The organism is Bradyrhizobium sp. USDA 241, from assembly GCF_049739505.1.
Lineage (GTDB): Bacteria > Pseudomonadota > Alphaproteobacteria > Rhizobiales > Xanthobacteraceae > Bradyrhizobium > Bradyrhizobium liaoningense.
On the sequence record NZ_JBMGPZ010000005.1, the window covers coordinates 1,696,861 to 1,719,647 of the forward strand.

General features: G+C 64.0%; 18 protein-coding genes and 1 pseudogene. 10 read left to right on the forward strand and 9 right to left on the reverse strand.

Features of this window, described 5'->3' with window-relative positions; all coding sequences use genetic code 11:
- The first annotated feature begins 39 nt into the window (after positions 1–39).
- Both ABIF91_RS29970 and ABIF91_RS29975 read left to right on the forward strand, forming a co-directional pair.
- Positions 40–2,391, forward strand: coding sequence for a bifunctional salicylyl-CoA 5-hydroxylase/oxidoreductase (locus ABIF91_RS29970; RefSeq protein ID WP_028180306.1), 2,352 nt, complete (start codon positions 40–42; stop codon positions 2,389–2,391).
- Positions 2,392–2,442: 51 nt separating this feature from the next.
- Complete coding sequence (locus tag ABIF91_RS29975) at positions 2,443–3,693, forward strand: flavin-dependent oxidoreductase (protein ID WP_424579550.1); 1,251 nt, start codon at positions 2,443–2,445, stop codon at positions 3,691–3,693.
- Positions 3,694–3,922: 229 nt separating this feature from the next.
- Here ABIF91_RS29975 and ABIF91_RS29980 read toward each other — a convergent pair whose 3' ends face one another.
- From ABIF91_RS29980 to ABIF91_RS29990, 3 genes are read right to left on the reverse strand one after another with little or no spacing between them, the layout of a single operon-like run.
- Entirely contained in the window at positions 3,923–4,987 is a 1,065-nt protein-coding gene (locus tag ABIF91_RS29980) for an IS630-like element ISRj1 family transposase (protein WP_026192128.1), read from the reverse strand.
- A 42-nt stretch (positions 4,988–5,029) separates the two neighbouring features.
- Positions 5,030–5,485 (reverse strand): cupin domain-containing protein, encoded by a 456-nt coding sequence (locus ABIF91_RS29985; RefSeq protein WP_028181146.1) that lies wholly within the window; start codon positions 5,483–5,485, stop codon positions 5,030–5,032.
- A 30-nt stretch (positions 5,486–5,515) separates the two neighbouring features.
- A complete protein-coding gene (locus tag ABIF91_RS29990; RefSeq protein ID WP_028181147.1) occupies positions 5,516–6,691 on the reverse strand; it encodes an ABC transporter substrate-binding protein in 1,176 nt (391 codons plus the stop codon).
- 251 nt (positions 6,692–6,942) lie between these two features.
- On the opposite strand from ABIF91_RS29990, the gene ABIF91_RS29995 reads away from it, so the two are divergent.
- The 3 genes from ABIF91_RS29995 to ABIF91_RS30005 all read left to right on the forward strand — a co-directional run bounded on the left by ABIF91_RS29995 (position 6,943) and on the right by ABIF91_RS30005 (position 9,780).
- Positions 6,943–7,461 (forward strand): MarR family winged helix-turn-helix transcriptional regulator, encoded by a 519-nt coding sequence (locus tag ABIF91_RS29995; RefSeq protein WP_028181148.1) that lies wholly within the window; start codon positions 6,943–6,945, stop codon positions 7,459–7,461.
- 147 nt (positions 7,462–7,608) lie between these two features.
- Positions 7,609–9,300: a benzoate-CoA ligase family protein gene (locus tag ABIF91_RS30000; protein WP_028181149.1), complete on the forward strand. Its 1,692-nt coding sequence runs from the start codon at positions 7,609–7,611 to the stop codon at positions 9,298–9,300.
- 15 nt (positions 9,301–9,315) lie between these two features.
- A complete protein-coding gene (locus tag ABIF91_RS30005; RefSeq protein WP_028181150.1) occupies positions 9,316–9,780 on the forward strand; it encodes a RidA family protein in 465 nt (154 codons plus the stop codon).
- A 39-nt stretch (positions 9,781–9,819) separates the two neighbouring features.
- On the opposite strand, the gene ABIF91_RS30010 is transcribed toward ABIF91_RS30005, so the two are convergent.
- A complete protein-coding gene (locus ABIF91_RS30010; RefSeq protein WP_028181151.1) occupies positions 9,820–10,548 on the reverse strand; it encodes a CBS domain-containing protein in 729 nt (242 codons plus the stop codon).
- Between the two features lie 210 nt (positions 10,549–10,758).
- On the opposite strand from ABIF91_RS30010, the gene ABIF91_RS30015 reads away from it, so the two are divergent.
- Positions 10,759–12,612: a PHA/PHB synthase family protein gene (locus tag ABIF91_RS30015; protein ID WP_028181152.1), complete on the forward strand. Its 1,854-nt coding sequence runs from the start codon at positions 10,759–10,761 to the stop codon at positions 12,610–12,612.
- Here the strand turns inward: ABIF91_RS30015 and ABIF91_RS30020 are convergent.
- The 3 genes from ABIF91_RS30020 to ABIF91_RS30030 are packed head-to-tail and all read right to left on the reverse strand — an operon-like array spanning position 12,609 to position 16,140.
- Positions 12,609–13,583, reverse strand: coding sequence for a CHAD domain-containing protein (locus ABIF91_RS30020; protein ID WP_028181153.1), 975 nt, complete (start codon positions 13,581–13,583; stop codon positions 12,609–12,611). The genes ABIF91_RS30015 and ABIF91_RS30020 overlap by 4 nt on opposite strands.
- A gap of 11 nt (positions 13,584–13,594) precedes the next feature.
- Positions 13,595–15,145 carry an AAA family ATPase gene (locus ABIF91_RS30025; protein WP_424579551.1) on the reverse strand — a complete coding sequence of 517 codons (1,551 nt, stop codon included), beginning with the start codon at positions 15,143–15,145 and terminating at the stop codon, positions 13,595–13,597.
- Between the two features lie 11 nt (positions 15,146–15,156).
- A complete protein-coding gene (locus ABIF91_RS30030) occupies positions 15,157–16,140 on the reverse strand; it encodes a zinc-dependent alcohol dehydrogenase family protein (protein WP_028181155.1) in 984 nt (327 codons plus the stop codon).
- A gap of 172 nt (positions 16,141–16,312) precedes the next feature.
- On the opposite strand from ABIF91_RS30030, the pseudogene ABIF91_RS30035 reads away from it, so the two are divergent.
- Together ABIF91_RS30035 and ABIF91_RS30040 are read left to right on the forward strand one after the other, a co-directional pair.
- Positions 16,313–17,144: pseudogene (locus ABIF91_RS30035) on the forward strand (universal stress protein).
- Between the two features lie 64 nt (positions 17,145–17,208).
- The gene (locus ABIF91_RS30040; protein WP_028181566.1) at positions 17,209–19,902 is read left to right on the forward strand and encodes a bifunctional acetate--CoA ligase family protein/GNAT family N-acetyltransferase; all 2,694 of its coding nucleotides are present in this window, start codon (positions 17,209–17,211) and stop codon (positions 19,900–19,902) included.
- Positions 19,903–19,939: 37 nt separating this feature from the next.
- Here ABIF91_RS30040 and ABIF91_RS30045 read toward each other — a convergent pair whose 3' ends face one another.
- Positions 19,940–20,428: a phage holin family protein gene (locus ABIF91_RS30045; RefSeq protein ID WP_061877934.1), complete on the reverse strand. Its 489-nt coding sequence runs from the start codon at positions 20,426–20,428 to the stop codon at positions 19,940–19,942.
- Complete coding sequence (locus tag ABIF91_RS30050) at positions 20,429–20,704, reverse strand: hypothetical protein (protein WP_028181564.1); 276 nt, start codon at positions 20,702–20,704, stop codon at positions 20,429–20,431.
- Between the two features lie 175 nt (positions 20,705–20,879).
- On the opposite strand from ABIF91_RS30050, the gene ABIF91_RS30055 reads away from it, so the two are divergent.
- Together ABIF91_RS30055 and ABIF91_RS30060 are read left to right on the forward strand one after the other, a co-directional pair.
- Positions 20,880–22,016, forward strand: coding sequence for an ABC transporter permease (locus tag ABIF91_RS30055; protein ID WP_028181563.1), 1,137 nt, complete (start codon positions 20,880–20,882; stop codon positions 22,014–22,016).
- A gap of 2 nt (positions 22,017–22,018) precedes the next feature.
- Entirely contained in the window at positions 22,019–22,786 is a 768-nt protein-coding gene (locus tag ABIF91_RS30060) for an ABC transporter ATP-binding protein (RefSeq protein ID WP_028181562.1), read from the forward strand.
- Position 22,787: the final 1 nt, after the last annotated feature.

A 22,787-nucleotide genomic window follows, 5' to 3' on the forward strand; every position in this document is an offset into this window, starting at 1 on the left:
AAAATAGTTTCCATGGCCGGGTGAATTGGCGAGGCTCCCATGAAAGTCGCGATCATCGGTGGCGGACCTGCGGGTCTTTATGCGGCGATCCTGCTGAAGAAGCAGCGCCCGGCCGCCGACATCACGGTGTACGAGCGCAATCGGGCCGACGACACCTTCGGCTTCGGCGTGGTGTTCTCGGATGCGACACTCGACAATTTCGAGAAGCACGATCTTCCGAGCTATCGCCGCATCACCCAGGAGTTCGCCTACTGGGATGACATCGCCGTGCATTTCCGCGGCACGGTGCACCGGGTCGGCGGCAACGGCTTTTGCGGCTGCTCACGACGCAAGCTACTTCTGATCCTTCAGGAGCGCGCTCGCGAGCTTGGCGTCGTCCTGCATTTCGAGGTGGACATCGACGACGAGTCCCGTTTTGCCGATGCCGATCTCATTCTCATCGCCGACGGCATCAACAGCCGCTTCCGCGAGAAATACGTCGACCATTTCCAGCCGGAGGTCGACATCCGCTCCAACAAGTTCGCCTGGATGGGCTCGACCAGGCCGCTCGATGCCTTCACTTTCATCTTCCAGGAGACCGAGTGGGGGCCGTTCATCGCCCATGCCTATCAGTATGAGGCCGGGCATTCGACTTGGATCTTCGAGACCGATCCGGAGACGTTCGAGCGGGCCGGGTTGACGGGGCTGGACGAGGCTCAGTCCGCCGCGCGGATGGCTGATATCTTCGGCTGGTTCCTCGGCGAGCATCGATTGCTGACCAACCGCTCGATGTGGCGCAATTTCCCGATGATCCGCAGCAAGCGCTGGGTCAAGGACAACATGGTCCTGCTCGGCGACGCCAAGGCGAGCGCGCATTTCTCGATCGGCTCGGGCACCAAGCTCGCGATGGAAGACGCGATCGCGCTGGCCGAAGCGATGGAGAAGGCGCCCAGCATCGAGGCGGCGCTGGAAGTTTATGAGCACGGCCGCCGCGAGGAGGTCGAGAAGACGCAGCATGCCGCCGACGTCTCGCTGGTCTGGTTCGAGCATGTCGACCGCTTCTGGGATTTCGATCCGGTGCAGTTCGCCTTCGGCGTCATGACGCGCTCGAAGGCGATCACCTATGACAATCTGAAACTCCGCGCCCCGGATTTCGTAGCGGAGGTCGAGAAGTCGTTTGCCAGGCAGGTGCGCAGCAGCGGCTTCGATGTCGATACCGATCGACCGATGGTGCCGCTGTTCCAGCCGCTCCGCCTGCGTGAGATGAAGCTCGCCAATCGTGCGGTGATGTCGCCGATGTGCATGTATTCGGCGAAGGAGGGTGTGCCGACAGACTTCCACCTGGTTCATTACGGCTCGCGCGCGATCGGCGGCGCCGGGCTGATCTTCACCGAGATGACCTGCGTCAGCCGCGATGCCCGGATCACGCCCGGCTGCGCCGGCCTGTGGAACGACGAGCAGGAAGCCGCATGGCGCCGCATTGTGGATTTCGTCCACGGCAACTCGGCGGCAAGGATCTGCCTTCAGTTGGGGCACGCCGGTCGCAAGGGCGCAACCAAGCTGATGTGGGACGGTATGGACCGGCCTCTGGATGAAGGCGGCTGGGAAACCGTTTCGGCATCGCCGCTGCCCTATTTCCCCGACAGCCAGGTACCACGCGAGCTCGATCGCTCCGGCATGAACGCGGTGAGGGACGCTTTTGTTGCGGCGGCCGAGCGCGGCGAGCGCTGCGGCTTCGACATGTTGGAGCTGCACTGCGCCCACGGCTATCTGCTCGCGAGCTTCATCTCGCCGCTGACCAATACCCGCACGGACGAATATGGCGGTTCGCTCGCCAACCGGCTGCGTTTTCCGCTTGAGATCTTCGAGGCGCTGCGCGCGGTGTGGCCGTCGCACAAGCCGATGTCGGTGCGTATCTCCGCAACCGATTGGGCTGACGGCGGCGTCACCGGCGATGATGCCGTCGCCATCGCGCGCGCCTTCGCCGAGGCGGGCGTCGATCTCGTCGACGTCTCGACCGGCCAGACCGTGCGCGATGCGCAGCCGGTCTATGGGCGCATGTTCCAGACGCCTTTTTCCGATCAGGTTCGCAACGAGGCGCGCGTGGCCACCATGTGCGTCGGCAACATCACCACGGCGGACCAGGCCAACACCATTTTGGCCGCCGGCCGCGCGGATCTCGTCGCGCTCGGCCGTCCGCATCTCGTCGACCCCTTCTTCACCATGAAGGCGGCGGCCTGGTACGGGGCCAACGACGCATTCTGTCCGCCGCAATACCTGCCCGGAAAAGAGCAAATTTTCCGCAACAGCGTGCGCGACCGGCAGGATCTCGAGGAGCTGAGAATTAAGGCTAAGCCCAAGACCCGGGCCGAGCTCAAGGCAGAGGCGACAAAGCCGCTTGCGGCGGAGTGACCGCCCGTGCGACGTTAACCCGTTGCCTGTGTTTCGAGTGGAGTTAGGGCGATGAAGGCGATTATCGTCGGTGGCGGTATCGGTGGTCTCACCACGGCGTTGATGTTCCGCTCGCGCGGCCTGGATTGCGAGATCTACGAGCAGGCCGACACCATCCGCGAACTCGGCGTCGGCATCAACACGCTGCCGCATGCAATGCGCGAGTTGGCCGGGCTCGGTCTGTTGCAGAGGCTCGACGACGTCGCGATCCGCACCGATCAGCTCTATTACCTCAACCGCCACGGCCAGGAGGTCTGGCGCGAGGCCCGCGGCATCGACGCCGGTCACGATGTGCCGCAATTCTCGATCCATCGTGGGCGCCTTCAGGGCGTCATCCATCGCGCGGTCGAGGAGCGGCTCGGACCGGACGCAATTCACACCGGCTGCCGGCTCGGGGCCTTCACGCAGGATGAGGGCGGCGTCACCGCTTACTTCTTTGATCGTGCCGGCGCGCATGTCCACACCGCCCGTGGCGACATCCTGATCGGCGCCGACGGGATCCACTCACGCGTCCGGGAGACGCTGTTTCCGAACGAGGGGCCGCCGTGCTGGAACGGCTTGATGCTGTGGCGCGGCGCCCGCGACTGGCCGCTGTTCCTCACCGGCAAATCGATGATCGTGGCCGGCGGTCTCAATGCCAAGGTGGTGATCTATCCGATCGCGGAAGGATCGAGCCCGGCAAGCCGCCTCACCAATTGGGCGGTGCTGGTCAAAGTGGGCGAGGGCAATGCACCGCCGCCGCGGAAAGAAGACTGGTCGCGGCCGGGGCGGCGCGAGGAACTGATGCCGCATGTGGCACGCTTCTCCGTGCCGTATATTGACGTCAAGAGCCTGATCTCGGCGACGCCCGAATTCTACGAGTATCCGACCTGCGACCGCGACCCCTTGCCCTATTGGTCGTCCGGGCGCGTCACGTTGCTCGGTGATGCCGCGCATCCCATGTATCCCGTCGGCTCGAACGGCGCCTCGCAGGCGATCCTCGACGCGCGCTGCCTTGCGGATGCGCTGGTGCGTGCCGAGCATCCGCGCCAGGCGCTGCTGGAATACGAGAAGAAGCGCCTGCCGATGACGGCGGATATCGTTCGCTCCAACCGGCGCGGCGGCCCTGAGGGGGGCATCGACGCTGTCGAGCAGCTTGCGCCTGATGGCTTCGACAATGTCGATAACGTCCTGAGCTATTCCCAGCGCGAGGCGATCGTGCGTGGCTACGCCACCAAGGCCGGCTTTGCCGCCGTCCCGGGACTTGCGGCGGTACGCGCCTGAAGTCGCCGGTAGAACGGGATGAATTTGAGGATCGGCGCCAGCCCGGAACGCAAATCACCTCTCCCATAGGGAGAGGTCGGATCGCATCGAACGATGCGATCCGGGTGAGGGGTTACAATCTCGCTGATCGCTGCGGCCCTCACCCGGACTGCTCCGCAATCCGACCTTTCCCCGTTGGGGAGAGGTGGCCGCGCTTCACAAGCCCAACTTTCCACTCTAGTACCCGGAATCAGAGCTGAGTGATACGGCGGCCTTTGAAACGGCGTTGACGGACCTTTTTCTTGGTCCAGACGAAGGGCTCGGCTCTGTCGTTGTATGCGTTGACGTAGGCATCGATGTGTTCCTGAAGCTGCTTGAGGCTCGTGAAGGAGGTGCCGCTGAGCGACTGCCCCTGCAAGATGGAAAACCATACTTCGACCTGATTGAGCCATGACGCACTTGTCGGCGTGAAATGAAATTGCACGTTGGGGTGGGCCTTGAGCCAGTCCTCGTTCTTTTTATGGGTGTTGAGGTTGTCGAGGATGACGTGAAGCTTGCGGTTCGGAAAAGCCGCGGTGACGCTGTTCATGAAATCGAGAAACTCGACGCGGCGCCGGCGTTTTGAATGGGTCGCGATGATCTTTCCGGTGGCGACTTCGAGCGCCGCAAACAATGTTGTGGTGCCATGCCGCTTGTAATCGTGGCTTTGGCCGGTCAAGGCGCGGCCATTGGGCAACTTCAGATAACCCTGCGCTCGCTCCAAAGCCTGGATCGAGGGCTTCTCGTCCACGCACAGCACAATGGCCTTCGCCGGCGGCGCGACATAGAGGCCGACAACATCGGCGGCTTTGGCCGTAAAGTTCGGGTCGTTGCTCTCGCACCAGGACTTGCGAGCCACCAGGTCAATCTTGTGGCTGCGCAGGAACCGCCAGACATATTGGACATCGACATCGCCCAGCGCCTCGGCCAGCAGGGGGCCGGTCCAGCGCGCAAACCCTTGCGGTGGCGGCTTATCCAGCAGCTTCAGAATCCGCTTGTCGGTCGTCTTCGTATAGATCGGCTGCTTGCCAGGCCGCGGCTTGTCTTGCAGCCCTTCAAGGCCATGGTCGGCATAGCGATGCCGCCAAAGGCTGACAATCCGCGGCTGGACCCCAACTTCCTTGGCGATCGACCGGGTGCTGCGCCCATCCGCCGCCAACAGAACTATCCGCGCCCGCTTCAAATCGCGCTGCAACGTCACCGGTGAGCGACAGCACGCCTCAAGCACCTTGCGATCTTTCCTCGAAAGGTGGACTTCTCTTGCTTCGGGTATCATCCCGACCTTGAATCACGACTCACGTTCCAAGAAAAGTGGGTACTAGCCGCCGGGAGGCGGCGGCAGGAAGTGGATGTTGAACTCGGCGGCCATCGTCACCACGTCCTCCGGCTTCTGCTCCTTCATGTTGTGAAGGCCCCAGAACAGGTCGAACAGCCTGCGGCTTGGGGAGACCCAGAACAGCACTTTTGCGGTCTGCTCCGACTTGTTGAAGATGCCGTGAGGCACGCCCATGCCAAGCCGGATCAGGTCGCCGGCGGTCGCCTGCGACTCCGAATTGCCGAGCACGAAATCGAGCTTGCCCTCCAGCATGTAGAGATACTCATCCTGATCGGGATGAATGTGCGGCGGCACGAACGTGCCCGGCGGAAGTGTCGCATGCCAGGAGAAGCTGTGTTCGGCGTAGCTCTTCGGCACATAGGTCTGGCCGAGGATGTTCCAGGAAATGCCCTGGATGCCCTCATTCGCCCGGGTGATGCCGGTGATTTCGCTCTTCATTGCAGTCCTCCCGTAACGCGATACGCGGCCTTAATTCGCCGCCTTGCAGTCCTTGGCATAGCGGTCGCCGTAGTTCTCGAAGACCTTCTGGACGATCTCGGTCTGGAACTTGCCGTCCGGACGCTTGGCGACTTTGGTCAGGTAGAAATCCTGGATGGGATAGCCGTTGGTGTTGAACTTGAAGGTGCCGCGCAGCGAGGTGAAGTCGGCCTTCTTGAGCGCCGCCCGAACCGCGTCCTTGTTCGATAGATCGCCCTTCACCGCCTTGACCGCGCTGTCGATCAGCATCGCGGCGTCATAGGCCTGAAAGGCGTAGGTGCCGGGCACGATGTTATAAGCGGCCTCATAGGCGGCAACGAACTTCTTGTTCTGGGGATTGTCGAGATTGGGCGCCCAGTTCGCGCCGCCGAACATGCCGACCGCGGCGTCCTGCTGCGCCGGCAGGGTCGATTCATCCACCGTGAAAGCCGAGAGCACCGGAATGGTGTCGGCAAGGCCGGCCTGCCGGTACTGCTTGACGAGATTGACGCCGAGGCCGCCGGGCATGAACGTGAACAGTGCATCGGGCTTCTGCGACGAGATCTTGGACAACTCCGGCTGGAAGTCCAGCGTGTTCAGCGGCATGTAGGATTCTTCGACGATCTCGCCCTTGTAGTCGAGCTTGAAGCCCGCCACGGAATCCTTGCCCGCTTGATAGTTCGGGACCATCAGGTACATGCGCTTGTAGCCGCGATCCTGCGCGACCTTGCCGAGGATCTCGTGCACCTGATCATTCTGATACGAAGTCACATAGAAGAACGGGTTGCAGTCCTTGCCGGCGAAGGTCGACGGCCCGGCATTGGGGCTGATCAGGAAGGTCTTCGATTCCGTGATGGGCCGGTGGATCGCCTGGAGGATGTTGGAGAAGATCGGTCCGACCACGAAGTCGACCTTCTCGCGCTCGAGAAGGCCCTTGACCTTGGTCACCGCTGCATCCGGCTTCAACTCGTCGTCGACGACGACGACCTCGACATCGCGGCCGCCCATCTTGCTGCCGAGATCTTTCACTGCAAGCGCAAAGCCGTCCCGAACCTGTTGGCCAAGCGCGGCGGCAGGCCCCGACAGGGTCACGATCACACCCAGTTTGATTTTGTCCTGGGCAAGGGCAGGGGTCACCACGGTGCCGAGCAGCACGGCGGCTGCGGCCAAGGTCATTTGCGTCTTCATGATCTGTCCCTCGTGACGATTGGCTTGCGCTGCAAGCCACGTACTCCAAATTCAAACTTATGCCGATGATGGTCGCCGCGGCAAGCCGAGCTCGAGGCGTCGCATTCTGCGGGGAGTGCCGCATGCAAGCGGCGCGCCAATTATTTGAAGCCTAAAGAAATTGTCCTGCGGTTGATTGTTGCAGCTTTGGACTTGCAGCCGGCTCCGATTTATTTGAAGCTCAAAACGTTGGGGAATCCGTGCCGGCGCCAATGCCGGCCGTGAGTGGCTGCATCAACATGCTCGATTCCGAGACCAAGGCCGTCGAAACGCCGGAGGACCACGCCGAAGAGCTCCGGCTGTGGCTGCGGCTCCTGACCTGCACGACGCTGATCGAGGGCGAGGTGCGCGGCCGGCTGCGGCAGCGATTCGACGTCACGCTGCCTCGTTTCGACCTGATGGCGCAGCTCGACAAGGCGCCTGACGGCATGACGCTGTCCGATGTCTCCAAGCGCATGATGGTGTCGAACGGCAATGTGACCGGCCTCGTGGAGCGTCTGGTGGACTCCGGCCATCTCGACCGCCGGACCTCGGAGACGGACCGCCGCGTCCAGGTGATCCGACTCACGAAGCTCGGACGCGCCGAGTTTCGCCGAATGGCTGCGGAACACGAAACCTGGATCGCCGATCTCTTCGCCGACCTGACCCCGAAGGACGTGCGCGAGCTGATGCGGCTCCTGGCCAAGACGAAGGCGTCCGCGCAGAAATCGGCCGCGCGCCGCCGGTCGTAAGCCCCGCCGCTGGGCGGATCGCCGATCCCTCTTGCCGCAGGAAAAAGCACGGCGTGCCCAAAATCCGCTATTGCGCCGAATTGTTTTAAGCCTAAAATGTTTCCAGATCGTGCTGCCGGGTGCAATCCATGCTGAAAGGAGCGTGCGATGGCCAACGCCGCCAAGATTCAAATGTCGGGTTCGTGTGACGGCAACGCCGCGACGGCCCATGTCGATACGTTCGCGCGGCAACATCTGCCGCTGCGCGAGCTCTGGCCCGAATTCATCTTCACGCGGCCGGAGCTGCACTACCCCCCGCGACTGAACTGCGTCAGCTATTTCCTGGATCGCTGGGTCGAGCAGGGACATGGCGAGGCGCCCTGCGTCATCAGCCCTTCCGTCAGCTACACCTATCGCGAGTTGCAGGCGCTGGTGAATCGCATCGCCAACGTGCTGGTCGGCAAGCTCAAGCTCGTTCCCGGCGGCCGGGTGCTGTTGCGCTCTGCCAACAACCCCATGATGGTTGCGACCTATCTCGCGGTGATCAAGGCCGGCGGCATCGTCGTGGCGACGATGCCGCTGCTCCGCGCCAAGGAGCTGTCCTATCCGATCCAGAAAGCGGCGATCACGCTGGCACTGTGCGACGGAAAACTCGCCGACGAGATGGAGAAGGCGAAGGCCGCCGCGCCCGGTCTCGAGCGTGTCGTCTATTGGGGCAATGACACCGACAATTCACTCGAGGCGCTGATCGCCGATGCCAGCTCTGAGTTCACAGCCGTCGATACCGCGTCCGAAGACATCTGCCTGATCGCTTTCACATCGGGCACGACAGGTGATCCCAAGGGCACCATGCATTTCCACCGCGACATGCTCGCGGTCTGCGACGGTTACGCGCGCAACATCCTGCGCGCCGGGCAGAAGGATCGCTTCATCGGCTCGGCCCCGCTCGCCTTCACATTCGGCTTCGGCGGCGTGCTGTTTCCGATGCATATCGGCGCCTCCTTCGTCGTGCTGGAGAAGACGACGCCGGACGACCTGCTGTCGGCGATCGAGCAGTACAAGACCACAGTCTGCTTCACGGCGCCGACCGCATACCGCGCCATGATCGGCAAGCTACCGGGCCGCGACATCTCCTCGCTTCGCAAATGCGTCTCCGCAGGCGAGACGCTGCCCAAGCCGACATTCGATGCCTGGTTCCAGGCGACCGGGATCAAGCTGATGGACGGCATCGGTTCGACCGAGATGCTGCACATCTTCATCAGTGCGACCGAGGACGAGATCCGCCCCGGCGCCACCGGCAAGCCCGTGCCGGGCTACGAAGCCAAGATCGTCGACGATGAGGGCCGCGACGTGCCGCCCGGGACGATGGGCCGTCTCGCGGTGCGCGGGCCGACGGGCTGCCGCTATCTGGCCGACGAGCGGCAGCGGAAATACGTCCAGAACGGCTGGAACATCACTGGCGACACCTATCTGATGGATAGCGACGGCTATTTCTGGTACCAGTCGCGCTCCGACGACATGATCGTGTCGGCCGGCTACAACATCGCAGGGACCGATGTCGAAGCGGCGCTGCTCACGCATCCGGCGGTCGCCGAGTGCGGTGTGGTCGGCGCCCCCGACGAGGCGCGCGGCATGATCGTAAAGGCCTACGTCATCACCGCGCCCGGCGTGACTGCGGACGCGCAGCTCGTGGCGGAGCTGCAGGAGCATGTCAAAGGCGAGATCGCGCCGTACAAATATCCGCGCGCGATTGAGTTCGTGACGCAATTGCCGAAGACCGAAACCGGCAAGCTGAAGCGCTTTGCCCTGCGGCAGCTGGCGCAGGCTGCGGCGACGTCCTCAGGCGTCGCTGCGGAATGAGAGAAGGATAGAGAATTGTCCGTGACGCCCCCGAAAGGCTCGCAACTCGCGGTGCTGCCGACGGCAGCCGAGGACGGAGCGCGCATCAAGGCGCAGATCCTCCAGCCGTCAGGCTGGCCGGTGCCGAAAGGCTATGCCAACGGCATGGCTGCCGAAGGGCGCATCGTCGTCACCGGCGGGGTGATCGGCTGGGACGCGGAAGAGCGCCTCGCGGAAGGCTTCGTCGCGCAGGTGCGTCAGACCTTGAGCAATATCGCCGCGATCCTGGCCGAGGCCGGTGCCCGGCCCGAGCACCTCGTGCGCCTGACCTGGTACGTCGTCGACATGGACGAGTACCTGGCCAATCTGAAGGAACTGGGCAAGGTCTATCGCGACGTCTTCGGAGCCCACTATCCTGCGATGGCGCTGGTTCAGGTGGTCCGCCTCGTGGAGAAGGCGGCGCGCGTCGAAATCGAAGCCACCGCCGTCATTCCTGGCTGAAATCTGCCGGGATCGGCTCTGTTGGTCAGCTCGCCTTGGTTAGCTTGCTTTGGCGAGCTCATCGTCCTCGGGCGAGTTCAGATAGACGCCGGACATGGTGTCGACCCAGCACAGATGGTCGTGAACCTTCTTCACGCCCTCGACGTTCTCCGCGGCGACGATCGCGGCCTGCCGTGCGCGCTCTTCGGTGATGACGCCGCTGAGATGAACGATACCGTTGCGCACGATGACGTTCAGCCCGAATGGGCACCAGTCGCTCTTCTCCATGGTATCGATGATGCGGCTGCGAATGTGGTCGTCATCCGCGGTCGGATCCGGCACTTCGCGGGCGAGCCCCGCCACGGCCTGCAGCAGATTGGCGCGGGATACGATCCCGACGACCTTGTCGCCGCGCACGACCGGCAGCCGCTTGATGTTGTTGCGCTCCATGAGAGCGACGATCTCCGCGAGCGCCGTATCCTCCGTGATCGTCACGGGCGAGTCGGTCATCACTTCCGAGACCTTGCGTCCGTGCTCATGGACGAAATCGCTCGCGGATTTGCCCGGTCCGAGGATGAAGCGAAGCCAGCGTCCGCGCTTGCGGCCGGTGCCGATTTCGCTGCGGCGGATGAAATCCCCTTCCGACACGACGCCGACCAGCTTGCCGGTCTCGTCGACCACCGTGAGACCGCTGACATGCCGCTTCAGCATGATGTTTGCCGCTTCGACGATGCTGGTGTCGGGGGTGACCGAGATGACCGACCGGGTCATGATCTGGTGGGCGCGCATGGATAACTCCGTTGGCTTGTTGGGATTCCGATGCGCGAAACCTAGCTCGGGTATCGCAGTGCGGTTTGACTCAAGTCAATCGGGCGAACATGGATTGATCCCGATGTAGCAATTGCGATCCGGACCCGGATTTGATGCAGCTCAACACGTCGTCGAGGCCGAGCCGTATCCTGCTGCCGACGTTGAACTGAAGCCCGCAGGAATTTGACCATGAGCGTCGTGCAGATATTTCCACGGGCAGAAGAGCCGTCGGTTCAGGTTCTCCCCACCCATCCCGTCGCCGGTCCGGAGGCCTCGACGGCGAGCCCCAAAAGGCTCGAACACATGCCGGTTGCCGCCGGTCCTCTGCCTGGATCGGAGCCATATCCTTTTGACCGCGCTTTTCACGCGATGCTGGCGCGGTTCACAGGCGGGATATCGCCGCTTGCCTTGTCGCTCGCCTGGCTCGATTGGAGCTCGCATCTCGCCGCGGCGCCGCAGCGCCAGATGGAGATTTCCCGTAACATCCTTCGCGACAGCGGCCGGCTCGTGGAAGCTGCTGCGCACGCGATGTCGCCTGGGCAAAAGCCGTGGGCTGTGATCGCGCCGCAGCAGCGGGATCGCCGTTTCAGCGGATCGCAATGGGAGACCCCGCCGTTCAACCTGCTGGCGCAGGCGTTTCTGCTCGCAGAGCGCTGGTGGCGCGATGCTGCGACGGGCGTACGCGGCGTGTCGCACGCAAATGAAGCCATCGTCGAGTTCTCGATGCGTCAATTGCTCGACATGCTGGCGCCGTCGAACTTCGCTGCGACCAATCCGAAGGTGCTGGAGAAGGCGTTCCAGAGCGGCGGGGAGAATTTCGTCTTCGGCTGGCAGAACTGGTGCAGCGACTTGATGCGCCTGCTCTCCAACTCGAAACTGGCGGACGACGGGCAGTTCGTGGTCGGCAAGACGGTGGCGGTTTCACCCGGCAAGGTCGTCTACCGCAACGAGCTGATCGAGCTGATTCAGTACTATCCGACCACCGCGCAGGTGCGGCCCGAGCCGATCCTGATCGTGCCGGCCTGGATCATGAAATACTACATCCTCGATCTGTCGCCGCATAACTCGCTGATCAAATATCTGACCGGTCAAGGCTTCACCGTGTTCGCGATCTCCTGGCGCAACCCGGATGCGAGGGATCGGGATCTCGCCTTCGACGATTATCGCAGGCTGGGCGTCATGGCGGCGCTGGACATGATCGGCCTGATCATGCCGGGTCGGAAGACCCATGCGCTCGGCTATTGTCTGGGGGGCACATTGCTGTCGATCGCTGCCGCCGCGATGGAGCGCGACGGTGATAACCGCTTCGGCTCGGTCACTCTCCTTGCCGCGCAGACCGATTTCACCGAGGCCGGAGAGCTGACGCTCTTCATCAACGAGAGCCAGGTGGCTTTTCTCGAAGACATGATGTGGCAGCGCGGCTATCTCGATACGACGCAGATGGCCGGCGCCTTCCAGCTGCTGCGCTCGAACGAACTGATCTGGTCGCGGCTGTCACATGACTACCTGATGGGCGAGAGCGCGTCGCCGAGCGACCTGATGGCCTGGAACGCCGACGCCACGCGGCTGCCTTATCGCATGCATTCGGAGTATCTGCGCAAGCTGTTCCTCGACAACGATCTGGCGGGAGGGCGCTATCTCGTCGGAGGCCGGAGCATTTCGCTCTCCGATATTCACGTGCCGATGTTCGTGGTCGGCACGCTCGCCGATCACGTGGCGCCGTGGCGATCCGTCTACAAGATCCACTATCAGGTCGATGCCGACGTGACGTTCCTGTTGACCAGCGGCGGTCACAATGCCGGTGTCGTGGCGCCTCCGGAGGAGCCCGGCCACAGCTATCAGGTGCTGACCAAGGCTGCTGATGCGCCCTATGTCGGCGCGGACGAATGGCTGAAGCTGGCCCCGCGAGTTGAGGGGTCGTGGTGGCCGGAATGGGCCAAATGGCTCGCGGCGCGCTCCGGCGCGCCCTGCGATCCGCCGCAGATCGGGCTTGGAGGCGCACCCGGCCTGCCCGATGCGCCGGGAGACTATGTTCACACCTAGACCTCCGGCTCGGAGCCCGGCGCGAGGTCCGAGGAGCGGAGCGGCTTGGCCTTGTCCAATTTCCGGTAGGCCACCGACGCGGTTCGCAACAGCTTCTTTTCCCGCTTTCGGTTGCGAAAGCGACCGGCGGCACCGAGGCCGGCGCCGTTCAAGGACGCGGCCAGCGCCTGTCCTCGTGCATCGTCGTTCAATTGTCCGAGTGCTCTTTGTGCCTTGCGCAATTGCTTGAGGATGGACTTGTGTTTCGTCGGCGTTTCCGCGGCGAACAGATCCTGGAGCGATTCGATCGAATAGGTCAGCCGCTTGTTGAGAAGCCGCAGCTTGTGTCGCTTCTCGACGTCGAGATTGCGGAGTTTTCGCGCTTTCTTCAGCAGCCTCGTCTCCCACTCGGTCAGCCGCTCCATCGCGTGTTCGGCGAGCGTGCGGCGGCGCAGTCGAATGGCTTCCTTGCTGCGCCGCGTTGACCAGGGGCCGCTTTCGATCCACGTCGAGGTCTGCTCGACCAGGCGGCGGTACCGTGCGGATTGCAGCGCGCGCGCCAGCAGCCGGTGGCTCTCGGCCCGTTTCTCGTCCCAGTGCTGAAGCTCGGCAACCACGGCGAGTTCGTCGCCACTCTCGGCGACGACCCGCTCGATCGCCACGTCGAGGTCTCGCACCATGCCGAGCTGGCCGTTCAGCCATTTCAGTTCGGCCCAGACGTGCGGGCGCAGGGCGTCGTCGACTATCGGCGAGAAGAAGCGGATGGCGGTACGCAGATGCGTCAGTGCGATCCGGATCTGGTGCAGAGCTTCGGGATCGCCGCGGCAGGTGCCGTCGTGCTGAGCGATCACGGCATCGAGGTGACGGCGGGCGATGATCCGGAAGGCCGTGTCGCAGGCCATGCCGGGGCTGAGCCGGCCGGGCAGGGTATTGCGCCGCGTCGCCGGCTTGGCACGCGTGGTCGACCTCGAGCTTGTGGTGGGTCCCGACATCCTTGCCTGCATCAATCAGGTTGCGTTGTTTGCCCCTTGGCGATCGCGTTCCGGCAGTTCTGCAGCGTCTGCGCTTCTGTCCCAGATGCATCAATGGTCGCCCAGCCGACATGGCCGATCTTATAGTGCTCTTGCAGCGCGGCAACCTCTTGCGTGGCGTCCGATGCATCCCCCCGGCGGCTTCCGATCCGCGCCTGCCGGGTCGCGAGGTCTGCAACCAGGAATAGACCGTTCAGCACCACGTTGCGCTCGCGCGCCAGCGCGGCGATCGCGTCGCGTTCGTCTTCGCGGGCGAATACGCCGTCGATGAGCGCCGAATGGCCTTGCGCCAGCACCCGCCGGGCGTGCTGAGCCAGCGTGTCGTAGACGTGGGCCGTGACCTTCGGCGTATAGGCGGATGGCGGCAGGCGGTGCGTGTCCTCGACCCCGAACATTTGCTTGCGGACGAGATCGCTGCGCAGCACGACGGCTCCCGGCTGCGGCGCGACGAACGGCGCGAGCGCGTACGCCAGAACGGTCTTTCCGGTGCCGGACAGTCCCCCGACCGCAATCAGACGCGGAGCAGGAGGACGGATCAGCATCCTGGCGAGGTCAAAATAGCGCTGTGCCTGGTCGAGAATGCCGGGACCATCGGAATGCGGCCGCTTCAACCGTGCCAGGGCCACCTGGGCGCGGATCGCCGCACGGATGGACATGAACAGCGGCAGGGCCGACAGCGCGTCGAGATTGTCGGCCGGCGTCGCTGCAAGATAGCGATTCAGGGCGGTATTGGCCGCGCGCAGTTGGTCGTGCTGCAACAGGTCCATGAGGGTGAACGCGAGATCGTAGAACACGTCGACCGTTGCCATCTGCGCATCGAACTCGATGGCGTCGAACAGCACGGGCCGATCGTCGATCAGAACGATGTTTGCGAGGTGCAGATCGCCATGACAGCGGCGCACGAAGCCCTGGCGGCCGCGTTCTGCGAGCAGGGGACGAATACGCAGATATACCTCGTGCGACGCCTTGCCGAGCCTTTCGATGTCTTCCGTGTTGAAATGTCCGCCGGCCCGCAGGCCGTCACTGTTGCCGTCGATCAGGGCCGGGATGGATGAGACCCAGGCTTCTCCGTCGGCGCGTGTCGCCGCCGCGTGCGACGCCACGATTGCGTCAGCGGCAGCCGAGGCGAGCTTCGCCTCCAGCGGACCGGCCTTTGCCAGATGATCCAGTGTCCTGTTTTCGTCGAAACGCGACATGTCGACCGCATACTCGATCGGCCGGCCGGCGCCGTCGACCTTCAGAGATCCATCCGGCTCTTCAGTGATCGCCACGACGCCGTGATAGATCTGCGGCGCCAGCGGCCGGTTGATCCTGATCTCCTCCTCGCAGGCCGCCCTGCGCTTCTCGAGTGTCGAATAGTCAAGGAAGGGAAACCGGACGGCGCGCTTGATCTTCAGCGCGCGCTTTGCGTCCAGGAACACCGAGGCTCCATGCGTGTCGATCCGCGTCACGCCGGGATGGTCGGTCAGCATCTGGAAGATGCGCTCCTGGGCCGCCGTTTCATCCTCGATCGGAGCGGGCATCCGAAGCACCATCACGGCGTCAGCACGGCTGCGCCGAGAATCTGGCCATTCCGCAGCATGCCAAGAACCTCGTTGGCCTGATCGAGCGGAAACGCCGTCGTCTCGGTACGCACGCCGGCTTGCGGGGCGACCTTTAGAAAATCGAGGCCATCCTGCCGGGTCAGATTGGCGACCGAGACCAACTGCCGTTCCTGCCAGAGCAAGTCATACGGAAAGCTTGGAATGTCGGTCATGTGGATGCCGGCGCATACGACGCGCCCGCCTTTGCGGACGGCGCGCAACGCGGCCGGAACGAGCTCGCCGGCTGGTGCGTAGATGATGGCGGCGTCGAGCGGCTCGTCGGGCGCTTCGTCCGATGACCCCGCCCAGACCGCGCCGAGACGGCGTGCAAGGTCTTGTGCAGCGGCGTCGCCGCGTCGCGTGAATGCATGGACGGATCGTCCCTGCCAAACCGCGACCTGCGCAATGATGTGGCCGGCTGCGCCAAAGCCGTAGAGGCCGAGCCGGTCGGCGGGGCCGGCCAGAACCAGCGAGCGCCAGCCGATCAGCCCTGCGCACAGCAGGGGCGCAATCTCCACGTCGCTGCCGGCCTCACCGAGCGGAAAAGCGTAGCGTGCGTCGGCGATGGTGTGGGTCGCGTAGCCGCCGTCGCGCGTATAGCCCGTGAAGAGCGGTGCGTCACAAAGGTTTTCCATGCCCTCCCGGCAGAATCGACACTTTCCGCAGGTGAAGCCGAGCCAGGGAATGCCGACCCGGTCGCCAGGCGCATGTGTTGTCACATTCGGCCCAACGAGGTCGACCCGGCCGACGATCTCGTGCCCAGGCACGATCGGATAGCGAATGTCGGGCAGCTCGGCATCGACGAGATGGAGATCGGTCCGGCATACGCCGCAGGCGCCGATCTTCACCCGGAGCTGGCCCTCGCCCGGAATCGGATCAGGCCGCTCCTCCATCTGGAGCGGCGCTCGTGGAGCGGGCAACACCATCGCACGCATGAGTCTCTCCGGGGCGAACCGCTCCGATTGAATTATTCATAGAATGACCAAGCGACCAGTCCTTGATGCCGGTCAACGCCTATTCCCGGGTGACCGGATAGAGTTTGCCCTTGACGAGGATCAAGTGCCTCGACGAGCGCCGGCCTATCGTGGCGACCCCAGGAGAATGCGGATGCCCATCAAGGACGTCTTTCTGCCCCTTGTCGGCGAGCCGCGCGGGCCGGCTGTGGCCGCGATAGAGAAATGCGTGGCCGTTGCCGCCGATCTCGGCGCCAGGATCACCGCGCTCGCGCTCGAGGAAGAAGTCTTCGAGCGACCGAGGGTGATGCTGCCTTACGATCGCGATTCCGAGCACGCCGGCCCCGAGGCCGGCGACATGCAGCAGCTCCTGAATGCCTTCACCAGCGCCGCTTCCCGCGCCAACATTCGCGCCCAGAGCCGATCGGGCAAGGTGCCTGCGGATCAGATCGGCGCGATCCTTGCCGAGCATGCCCGCTTCAGCGACCTCACGCTGGTTCCCGTGAAACCGCACGACACGAACAGAGGGTATTGTCGAAGCCTTCTTGTTCGGATCCGGCCGGCCGCTTCTGCTCTGTCCCGAACATCTCGCGGACGAACTTCGGCCTGAATTCGAAAGCGTCATGATTGCCTGGGATCACTCTGCTCGCGCCGCGCGTGCGGTCGGTGACGCGTTGCCGATTCTTCGGGCTGCCACCTCGGTCCGTGTGGTGACCGTGGCGGACGACAAGACCGAGGCGGTCGTGCAGTCCGGCACGGCTCTCGTCGATCATTTGAGGGAACATGAGGTCGATGCCTCGTTCGAAACCACGAAATGCGGCGGCAGCTCGATCGGCAAGGTACTGGGAAGCTGGGCGAATTCCCATGGCATCGATGCGATCGTCATGGGCGCCTATCATCACTCGCGCCTGAACGAGATCGTCTGGGGCGGTGTGACAAAGACCGTCATTGGCCAGCCACCGTGCTGGGTTATGATCTCGCACTAGGCTCCTTCTTTCGTCCTGATCGTCAACCAATCGGAACCGCCGCTGACCCGGCGCATTTTCTTTCATGTCAACCTATCGTCTGAACAACCTGCTGTCGCCACGCTCGGTCGCGCTCGTCGGGGCGAGCGCCCGTTCGGGGTCCGTGGGACGCGCCGTTCTGGAGAACATTCGCAAGGCCGGATTCAAGGGGCAGTTTGGCCTCGTCAATCCGCGCCATGCCGAGATCGGCGGCGTCGCGGCGGTGAAGAGCCTGGACAGGCTGGACTTCGTGCCCGAGCTCGTGGTCATCACCGCCCCCGCAGGCGAGATTCCAGGCATTGTCGACCAAGCCGGGCGTCTCGGGTCTGCGGGCGCACTGATCGTCTCGGCCGGGCTCGGCCAGGGACCGGGATCGCTGCACGAGGCCACAAGCACTGCTGCCCGAAAACACGGCATGCGCCTGATCGGGCCGAACTGTCTCGGCATCATGATGCCCGGCGTCAGCCTGAATGCCAGTTTCGCCGCGCATATGCCGGGGGCGGGTAACCTCGCGCTGATCTCGCAATCGGGCGCAATTGCCGCCGGCATGGTCGATTGGGCCGCGCAGCGCGGCGTCGGATTCTCCGGCATCGTTTCTATCGGCGATCAGATCGACGTCGATATTGCCGATCTGCTCGACCATTTCGCGATGGATCACAAGACCCGCGCGATCCTGCTCTACATCGAGGCCATCAAGGACGCGCGCAAGTTCATGTCGGCGGCGCGCGCCGCGGCGCGTGTCAAGCCCGTCGTCGTGGTGAAGTCCGGCCGCATGGCGCAGGGCGCGAAGGCGGCTGCCACGCACACCGGTGCGCTCGCCGGCGCCGACGCTGTCTACGACGCGGCGTTCCGCCGCGCGGGTGTCCTGCGGGTCTCCGATCTGCGTGAGCTGTTCGACTGTGCCGAGACACTTGGCCGCGTCGAATCGCCGACGGGAAAGCGTCTCGCCATCCTGACCAACGGTGGCGGCATCGGCGTCCTTGCTATCGATCGATTGGTCGAACTCGGAGGGATTCCGGCAACCATCTCGGCTGAGGCGCGCAAGAAGCTCGATGCAGCGCTGCCGCCGACCTGGTCCGGTGCGAATCCCGTTGACATCGTGGGCGATGCCGACGCCGCGCGCTACGCGGTGGCGCTGGAGGAACTGCTGGCCGATCGCGACAACGACGCAGTCCTGGTCCTCAACGTGCAAACGGCGATCGCCTCGGCCGCCGAGATCGCCACGACCGTGACGGAGCTCGTCAGAAAATATCGCGAGCAGCACCGCAGCTGGGCGAAGCCCGTATTGGCGGCCTGGGTTGGAGCCGATCAGCACATCATCCAGACACTCTCCAGCGCCGGTGTGCCGAACTATCCGACCGAGGACGACGCCGTGCGCGGCTTCATGTATCTGGTCCGGCACCGCGAGGTGGTGGAGGAGCTGAGCCAGGTTCCTCCCGCGATGCCTGATACCTTCGTTCCGGACGCCCGGGGAGCGAGGCAGATCGTCACTGCCGCGGTCGCGGATGGCCGTGAGTGGCTCGAGCCTGTCGAGATCAAGCACCTGCTCGAAGCCTATGACATCGCGATGGTGCCGACCTATGCGGCGACCGATGTCGAGCAGGCGGTTGCCTATGCGAACGACATCTTCGCACAGGGCGACACCGTCGTGCTGAAGATCATGTCGCGGGACATCGTCCACAAATCCGACGTCGGCGGCGTCGTTCTCAACTTGACCACGCCTGAAGCAGTCCGAGTGGCCGCCACGGGCATTATCGCGCGCGCGAAAAAGCTGCGTCCGGAGGCGCGCATCGGCGGCGTCATCGTCCAGGCGATGGTCGTCAAGGCAAAAGCGCGCGAGCTGATCCTGGGCCTCGCCGACGATCCGACCTTCGGCACGGTGGTCGTTTTCGGCCGGGGCGGGACGGCGGTGGAGATCATCAATGACAAGGCGCTCGCGCTGCCGCCGCTCGATCTGCAGCTGGCCCGCGACCTGATCGAGCGCACGCGCGTGTCGCGGCTGCTCCGCGCTTACCGGGACGTGCCGGCTGTGAAGCCGGACGCCGTCGCCATGGTGCTGGTCAAGCTGGCGCAGATGGCGGCCGACATTCCCGAGATCCGCGAATTCGACATCAATCCGCTGCTGGCGGACGAAACCGGCGTGACCGCGGTCGATGCCCGCGTTGCGGTTGGGCCGCCGCAGCGGAAGTTTGTCGGCTCCGGCCCGGCCAATTTCGCCGTTCGCGCCTATCCGTCGCAATGGGAGCGCCGTCTCAAGCTCAAGGACGACTGGCGCATCTTCGTTCGGCCCATGCGGCCCGAGGACGAGCCGATCATCCACGAATTCCTGGGCCACGTCACCCCGCATGACCTTCGTCTGCGTTTCTTCGCACCGATGAAGGAATTCACCCACGAATTCATCGCACGCCTGACCCAGCTCGACTATGCGCGAGCGATGGCCTTCATCGCATTCGACGAGGCCACCGGCGAAATGGTCGGCGTCGTCCGGCTCCATTCGGACTCGATCTACGAGAGCGGCGAATACGCGATCCTGCTACGGTCCGATCTCAAGGGCAGGGGGCTCGGCTGGGCGCTCATGCAGCTGATCATCGACTATGCGCGGTCGGAAGGACTGAAGGCCATATCGGGCGACGTGCTCCAGGAGAACACCGTGATGCTCGACATGTGCCGGCAGCTCGGCTTCGAGGTCAAGCCGGATCCGTCCGAGCCTGACCTTTGCGACGTCAAGTTGAAGCTTTGAGCGTGCGCTGGAGCATGTCGGCGCAAGGTGCGGGGCTTCAGGAGCGCGCTTCGGCCGATGTCGCATCGGCGGACGCCTTGGCCGGCGTCCGCAGGTTCTTGATGATGATTGCGATCAGCGGCAGCAGCACCGGCACGATCGTGCTGAGCGGATGATGCACCGCGCCCGACACCTGGGCCTGGAGCGCGCGCGCCTCGAGCTGGAGGGCTTCGATCGAGGCGCCGTGAATTTCGTTGGCAAGCTCGATGTCACGTCCTGACGGAGCGCGGCCGGCGATCACGAAGAGAACGGCCGCGATGACAAAATTGACGGCGCCGAGGATCGCAGCCGCGGCAATTGCGCTCCAGATCTGCACCAGCGCGAAATAGGCGGACAACTCCAGCATCAGGAGCCCGAACGCCGCGATCAGCGCCGCGAAGGCGCGCAGCCCGAGGCCGATCAGCAGATGGCGCAGCCTGATGTCCGCGATGATCCTGTCGGTACGCCACAGCACGCGCAGATGTTTGACGACATTCTCGGTATTCACCTAGTGTCTCCTCAACATGAAGCCGACGACCACGCCCAGCGCGAAGGCGGAGGCGAGCGATGTGATCGGACGCTCCGCAACGAGGCCCTGGAGCTGCTCCTGCTCTTGTTCGGCGGTCTCCCCGAGCTCGGTGAGCGCGGCCCTGATCTGATCGGCGAGCGCCTCGGCGCGGTCTTTCGAGCTCTCGAACATCTCCTCGCCGGCGGTGCTCAGCAGGCGTGTGACGTCGACCTTCAGCGCCCGCAGTTCTTCGCCCATCCTGTCACTGTCGAACATGGATCTGGTATCCTCGTTGAATCGAAGCAAGTCTAAGACCCACCCGTGCGACCGCGCTTGATTTGCGTCAAGAGGCAGGGCGTCTTCGTCTCTTGAGACAGGTCAAACCGGCCGCCACATGCTAGCCTAGAAATGCCGGCTGAATGGGGACCGATTGTCCCGATGAGGTGGAAGCGTGAACCACGAACCGCTGTTGCTCGCGACGCCGTCCGGCGACGAGCTGAAATTGCGCCCTGAAGGGCCCTGGACTGCCGCCAATGTGGTGACGCTCGAAACCTTGTCCCGGTCGGTCGGAGGCGACGTCGACCGGTCGCGCGTCGTCACACTGGACATGTCGGGCATCAGCGCGCTCGACACGCTCGGTGCCTGGGTCCTTGAAAAGCTGTCGCGCAGGGCCGCATCGTCGGGCAGATCGGCTGAATTCGTCGGCGTCGCCGACCATTTCAGCGGGCTGATGGACGAGGTGCGCCAGGTCAACCGCCACACGCCGGCCCCGGCGCCTGCGCCCAATCCGGTTCTGGCGAGGCTGGGCGATCTCGGCAAGTCCACGGTCGGAGCGCGGGAAGACATCACGATCTTCCTCCAGATGCTCGGCGCATTGTTCATGGCCGTGATCGGCGTGCTGCGCCGGCCGCGTTCGCTGCGGCTGACGTCACTGGTCTATCAGCTCTACCGCATCGGGTGGCAGGCGATCCCCATCGTCGCGCTGATCACCTTCCTGATCGGCGCCATCATCGCGCAGCAGGGCTTTTTCCACTTCCGCAGATTCGGCGCGGAGTCGTATACGGTCGACATGGTCGGCATCCTGGTGCTGCGTGAGCTTGGCGTGCTGATCGTCGCCATCATGGTCGCGGGCCGGTCGGGAAGCGCCTACACCGCCGAGCTCGGCTCGATGAAGATGCGCGAGGAGATCGACGCGCTCTCGACCATGGGGCTCGATCCCGTCGACGTCCTGATCCTGCCGCGCGTTGCGGCCCTGGTCATTGCCCTGCCAATCCTCACCTTCATCGGATCCATTGCCGCGCTCTATGGCGGCGGCCTCGTTGCCCAGTTCTATGGCGACATGGGACCGGCGATCTACATCGCACGGCTGCACGAGGCCATTTCCGTTACGCATTTCGAGGTCGGCATCCTGAAGGCGCCATTCATGGCGCTGGTGATCGGGATCGTGGCCTGTAGCGAGGGCTTGCGCGTCAAGGGCAGCGCCGAGTCGCTGGGGCGGCAGACCACGACGTCGGTGGTGAAGTCGATCTTCCTCGTCATCGTGCTCGACGGCCTGTTCGCTGTCTTCTTTGCCTCGATCGGAATGTGACGATGGACGGACCGCAAGACGAGTTCGCGATCCGCGTCCGTGACCTCGTGGTCGGCTTCGGTCGTCAGACCGTGCTGGACCATCTGTCGCTCGACGTTCGCCGGGGCGAGATCCTCGGGCTCGTAGGGGCGTCCGGCGGCGGCAAGTCGGTGCTGATGCGGACCATCATCGGCCTCATCCCGCGCCGCGGCGGGACCATCGAGGTCATGGGGCGATCCGCCGGCGACCACGGTCGAGGCGCAGCGATGGCGTGGGGCATCCTGTTCCAGCAGGGCGCGCTGTTCTCCTCGCTGACGGTGCGCCAGAACGTCCAGTTTCCGCTCCGTGAGAATCTCGTCCTGTCGCAGGAGCTGATGGACGAGATCGCGATCGCGAAGCTCGAAATGGTCGGCCTGCGCGCCGAGGACGCCGACAAATATCCGTCGGAGCTGTCCGGCGGCATGACCAAGCGCGTGGCGCTGGCGCGTGCGCTCGCGCTCGATCCGCCGATCCTGTTCCTGGACGAGCCGACCTCGGGCCTCGATCCGATCGCCGCCGGCGAATTCGACGTGCTGATCAAGACGCTACAAAGGACGCTGGAGCTGACCGTGTTCATGGTGACCCATGACCTCGCGAGCCTGACCACGGTCTGCGACCGCGTCGCCGCGCTCGCCGACGGCAAGATCGTGGCGATCGGGCCGATGCGCCAATTGCTGCAATCCGAGCATCCCTGGGTGCGCGCCTATTTCCACGGCAAGCGCTCGCAGATGCTGCAACACGAGATGAGATGAG

What these genes read in the sequence shown, in the direction of transcription:
- ABIF91_RS29970 (WP_028180306.1), top strand. Translation starts at nt 40, where the DNA reads ATGAAAGTCGCGATCATCGGTGGCGGACCTGCGGGTCTTTATGCGGCG.
- ABIF91_RS29975 (WP_424579550.1), top strand. Translation starts at nt 2,443, where the DNA reads ATGAAGGCGATTATCGTCGGTGGCGGTATCGGTGGTCTCACCACGGCG.
- ABIF91_RS29980 (WP_026192128.1), bottom strand. Translation starts at nt 4,987, where the DNA reads ATGATACCCGAAGCAAGAGAAGTCCACCTTTCGAGGAAAGATCGCAAG.
- ABIF91_RS29985 (WP_028181146.1), bottom strand. Translation starts at nt 5,485, where the DNA reads ATGAAGAGCGAAATCACCGGCATCACCCGGGCGAATGAGGGCATCCAG.
- ABIF91_RS29990 (WP_028181147.1), bottom strand. Translation starts at nt 6,691, where the DNA reads ATGAAGACGCAAATGACCTTGGCCGCAGCCGCCGTGCTGCTCGGCACC.
- ABIF91_RS29995 (WP_028181148.1), top strand. Translation starts at nt 6,943, where the DNA reads ATGCCGGCCGTGAGTGGCTGCATCAACATGCTCGATTCCGAGACCAAG.
- ABIF91_RS30000 (WP_028181149.1), top strand. Translation starts at nt 7,609, where the DNA reads ATGGCCAACGCCGCCAAGATTCAAATGTCGGGTTCGTGTGACGGCAAC.
- ABIF91_RS30010 (WP_028181151.1), bottom strand. Translation starts at nt 10,548, where the DNA reads ATGCGCGCCCACCAGATCATGACCCGGTCGGTCATCTCGGTCACCCCC.
- ABIF91_RS30015 (WP_028181152.1), top strand. Translation starts at nt 10,759, where the DNA reads ATGAGCGTCGTGCAGATATTTCCACGGGCAGAAGAGCCGTCGGTTCAG.
- ABIF91_RS30020 (WP_028181153.1), bottom strand. Translation starts at nt 13,583, where the DNA reads ATGTCGGGACCCACCACAAGCTCGAGGTCGACCACGCGTGCCAAGCCG.
- ABIF91_RS30025 (WP_424579551.1), bottom strand. Translation starts at nt 15,145, where the DNA reads ATGCCCGCTCCGATCGAGGATGAAACGGCGGCCCAGGAGCGCATCTTC.
- ABIF91_RS30030 (WP_028181155.1), bottom strand. Translation starts at nt 16,140, where the DNA reads ATGCGTGCGATGGTGTTGCCCGCTCCACGAGCGCCGCTCCAGATGGAG.
- ABIF91_RS30040 (WP_028181566.1), top strand. Translation starts at nt 17,209, where the DNA reads ATGTCAACCTATCGTCTGAACAACCTGCTGTCGCCACGCTCGGTCGCG.
- ABIF91_RS30050 (WP_028181564.1), bottom strand. Translation starts at nt 20,704, where the DNA reads ATGTTCGACAGTGACAGGATGGGCGAAGAACTGCGGGCGCTGAAGGTC.
- ABIF91_RS30060 (WP_028181562.1), top strand. Translation starts at nt 22,019, where the DNA reads ATGGACGGACCGCAAGACGAGTTCGCGATCCGCGTCCGTGACCTCGTG.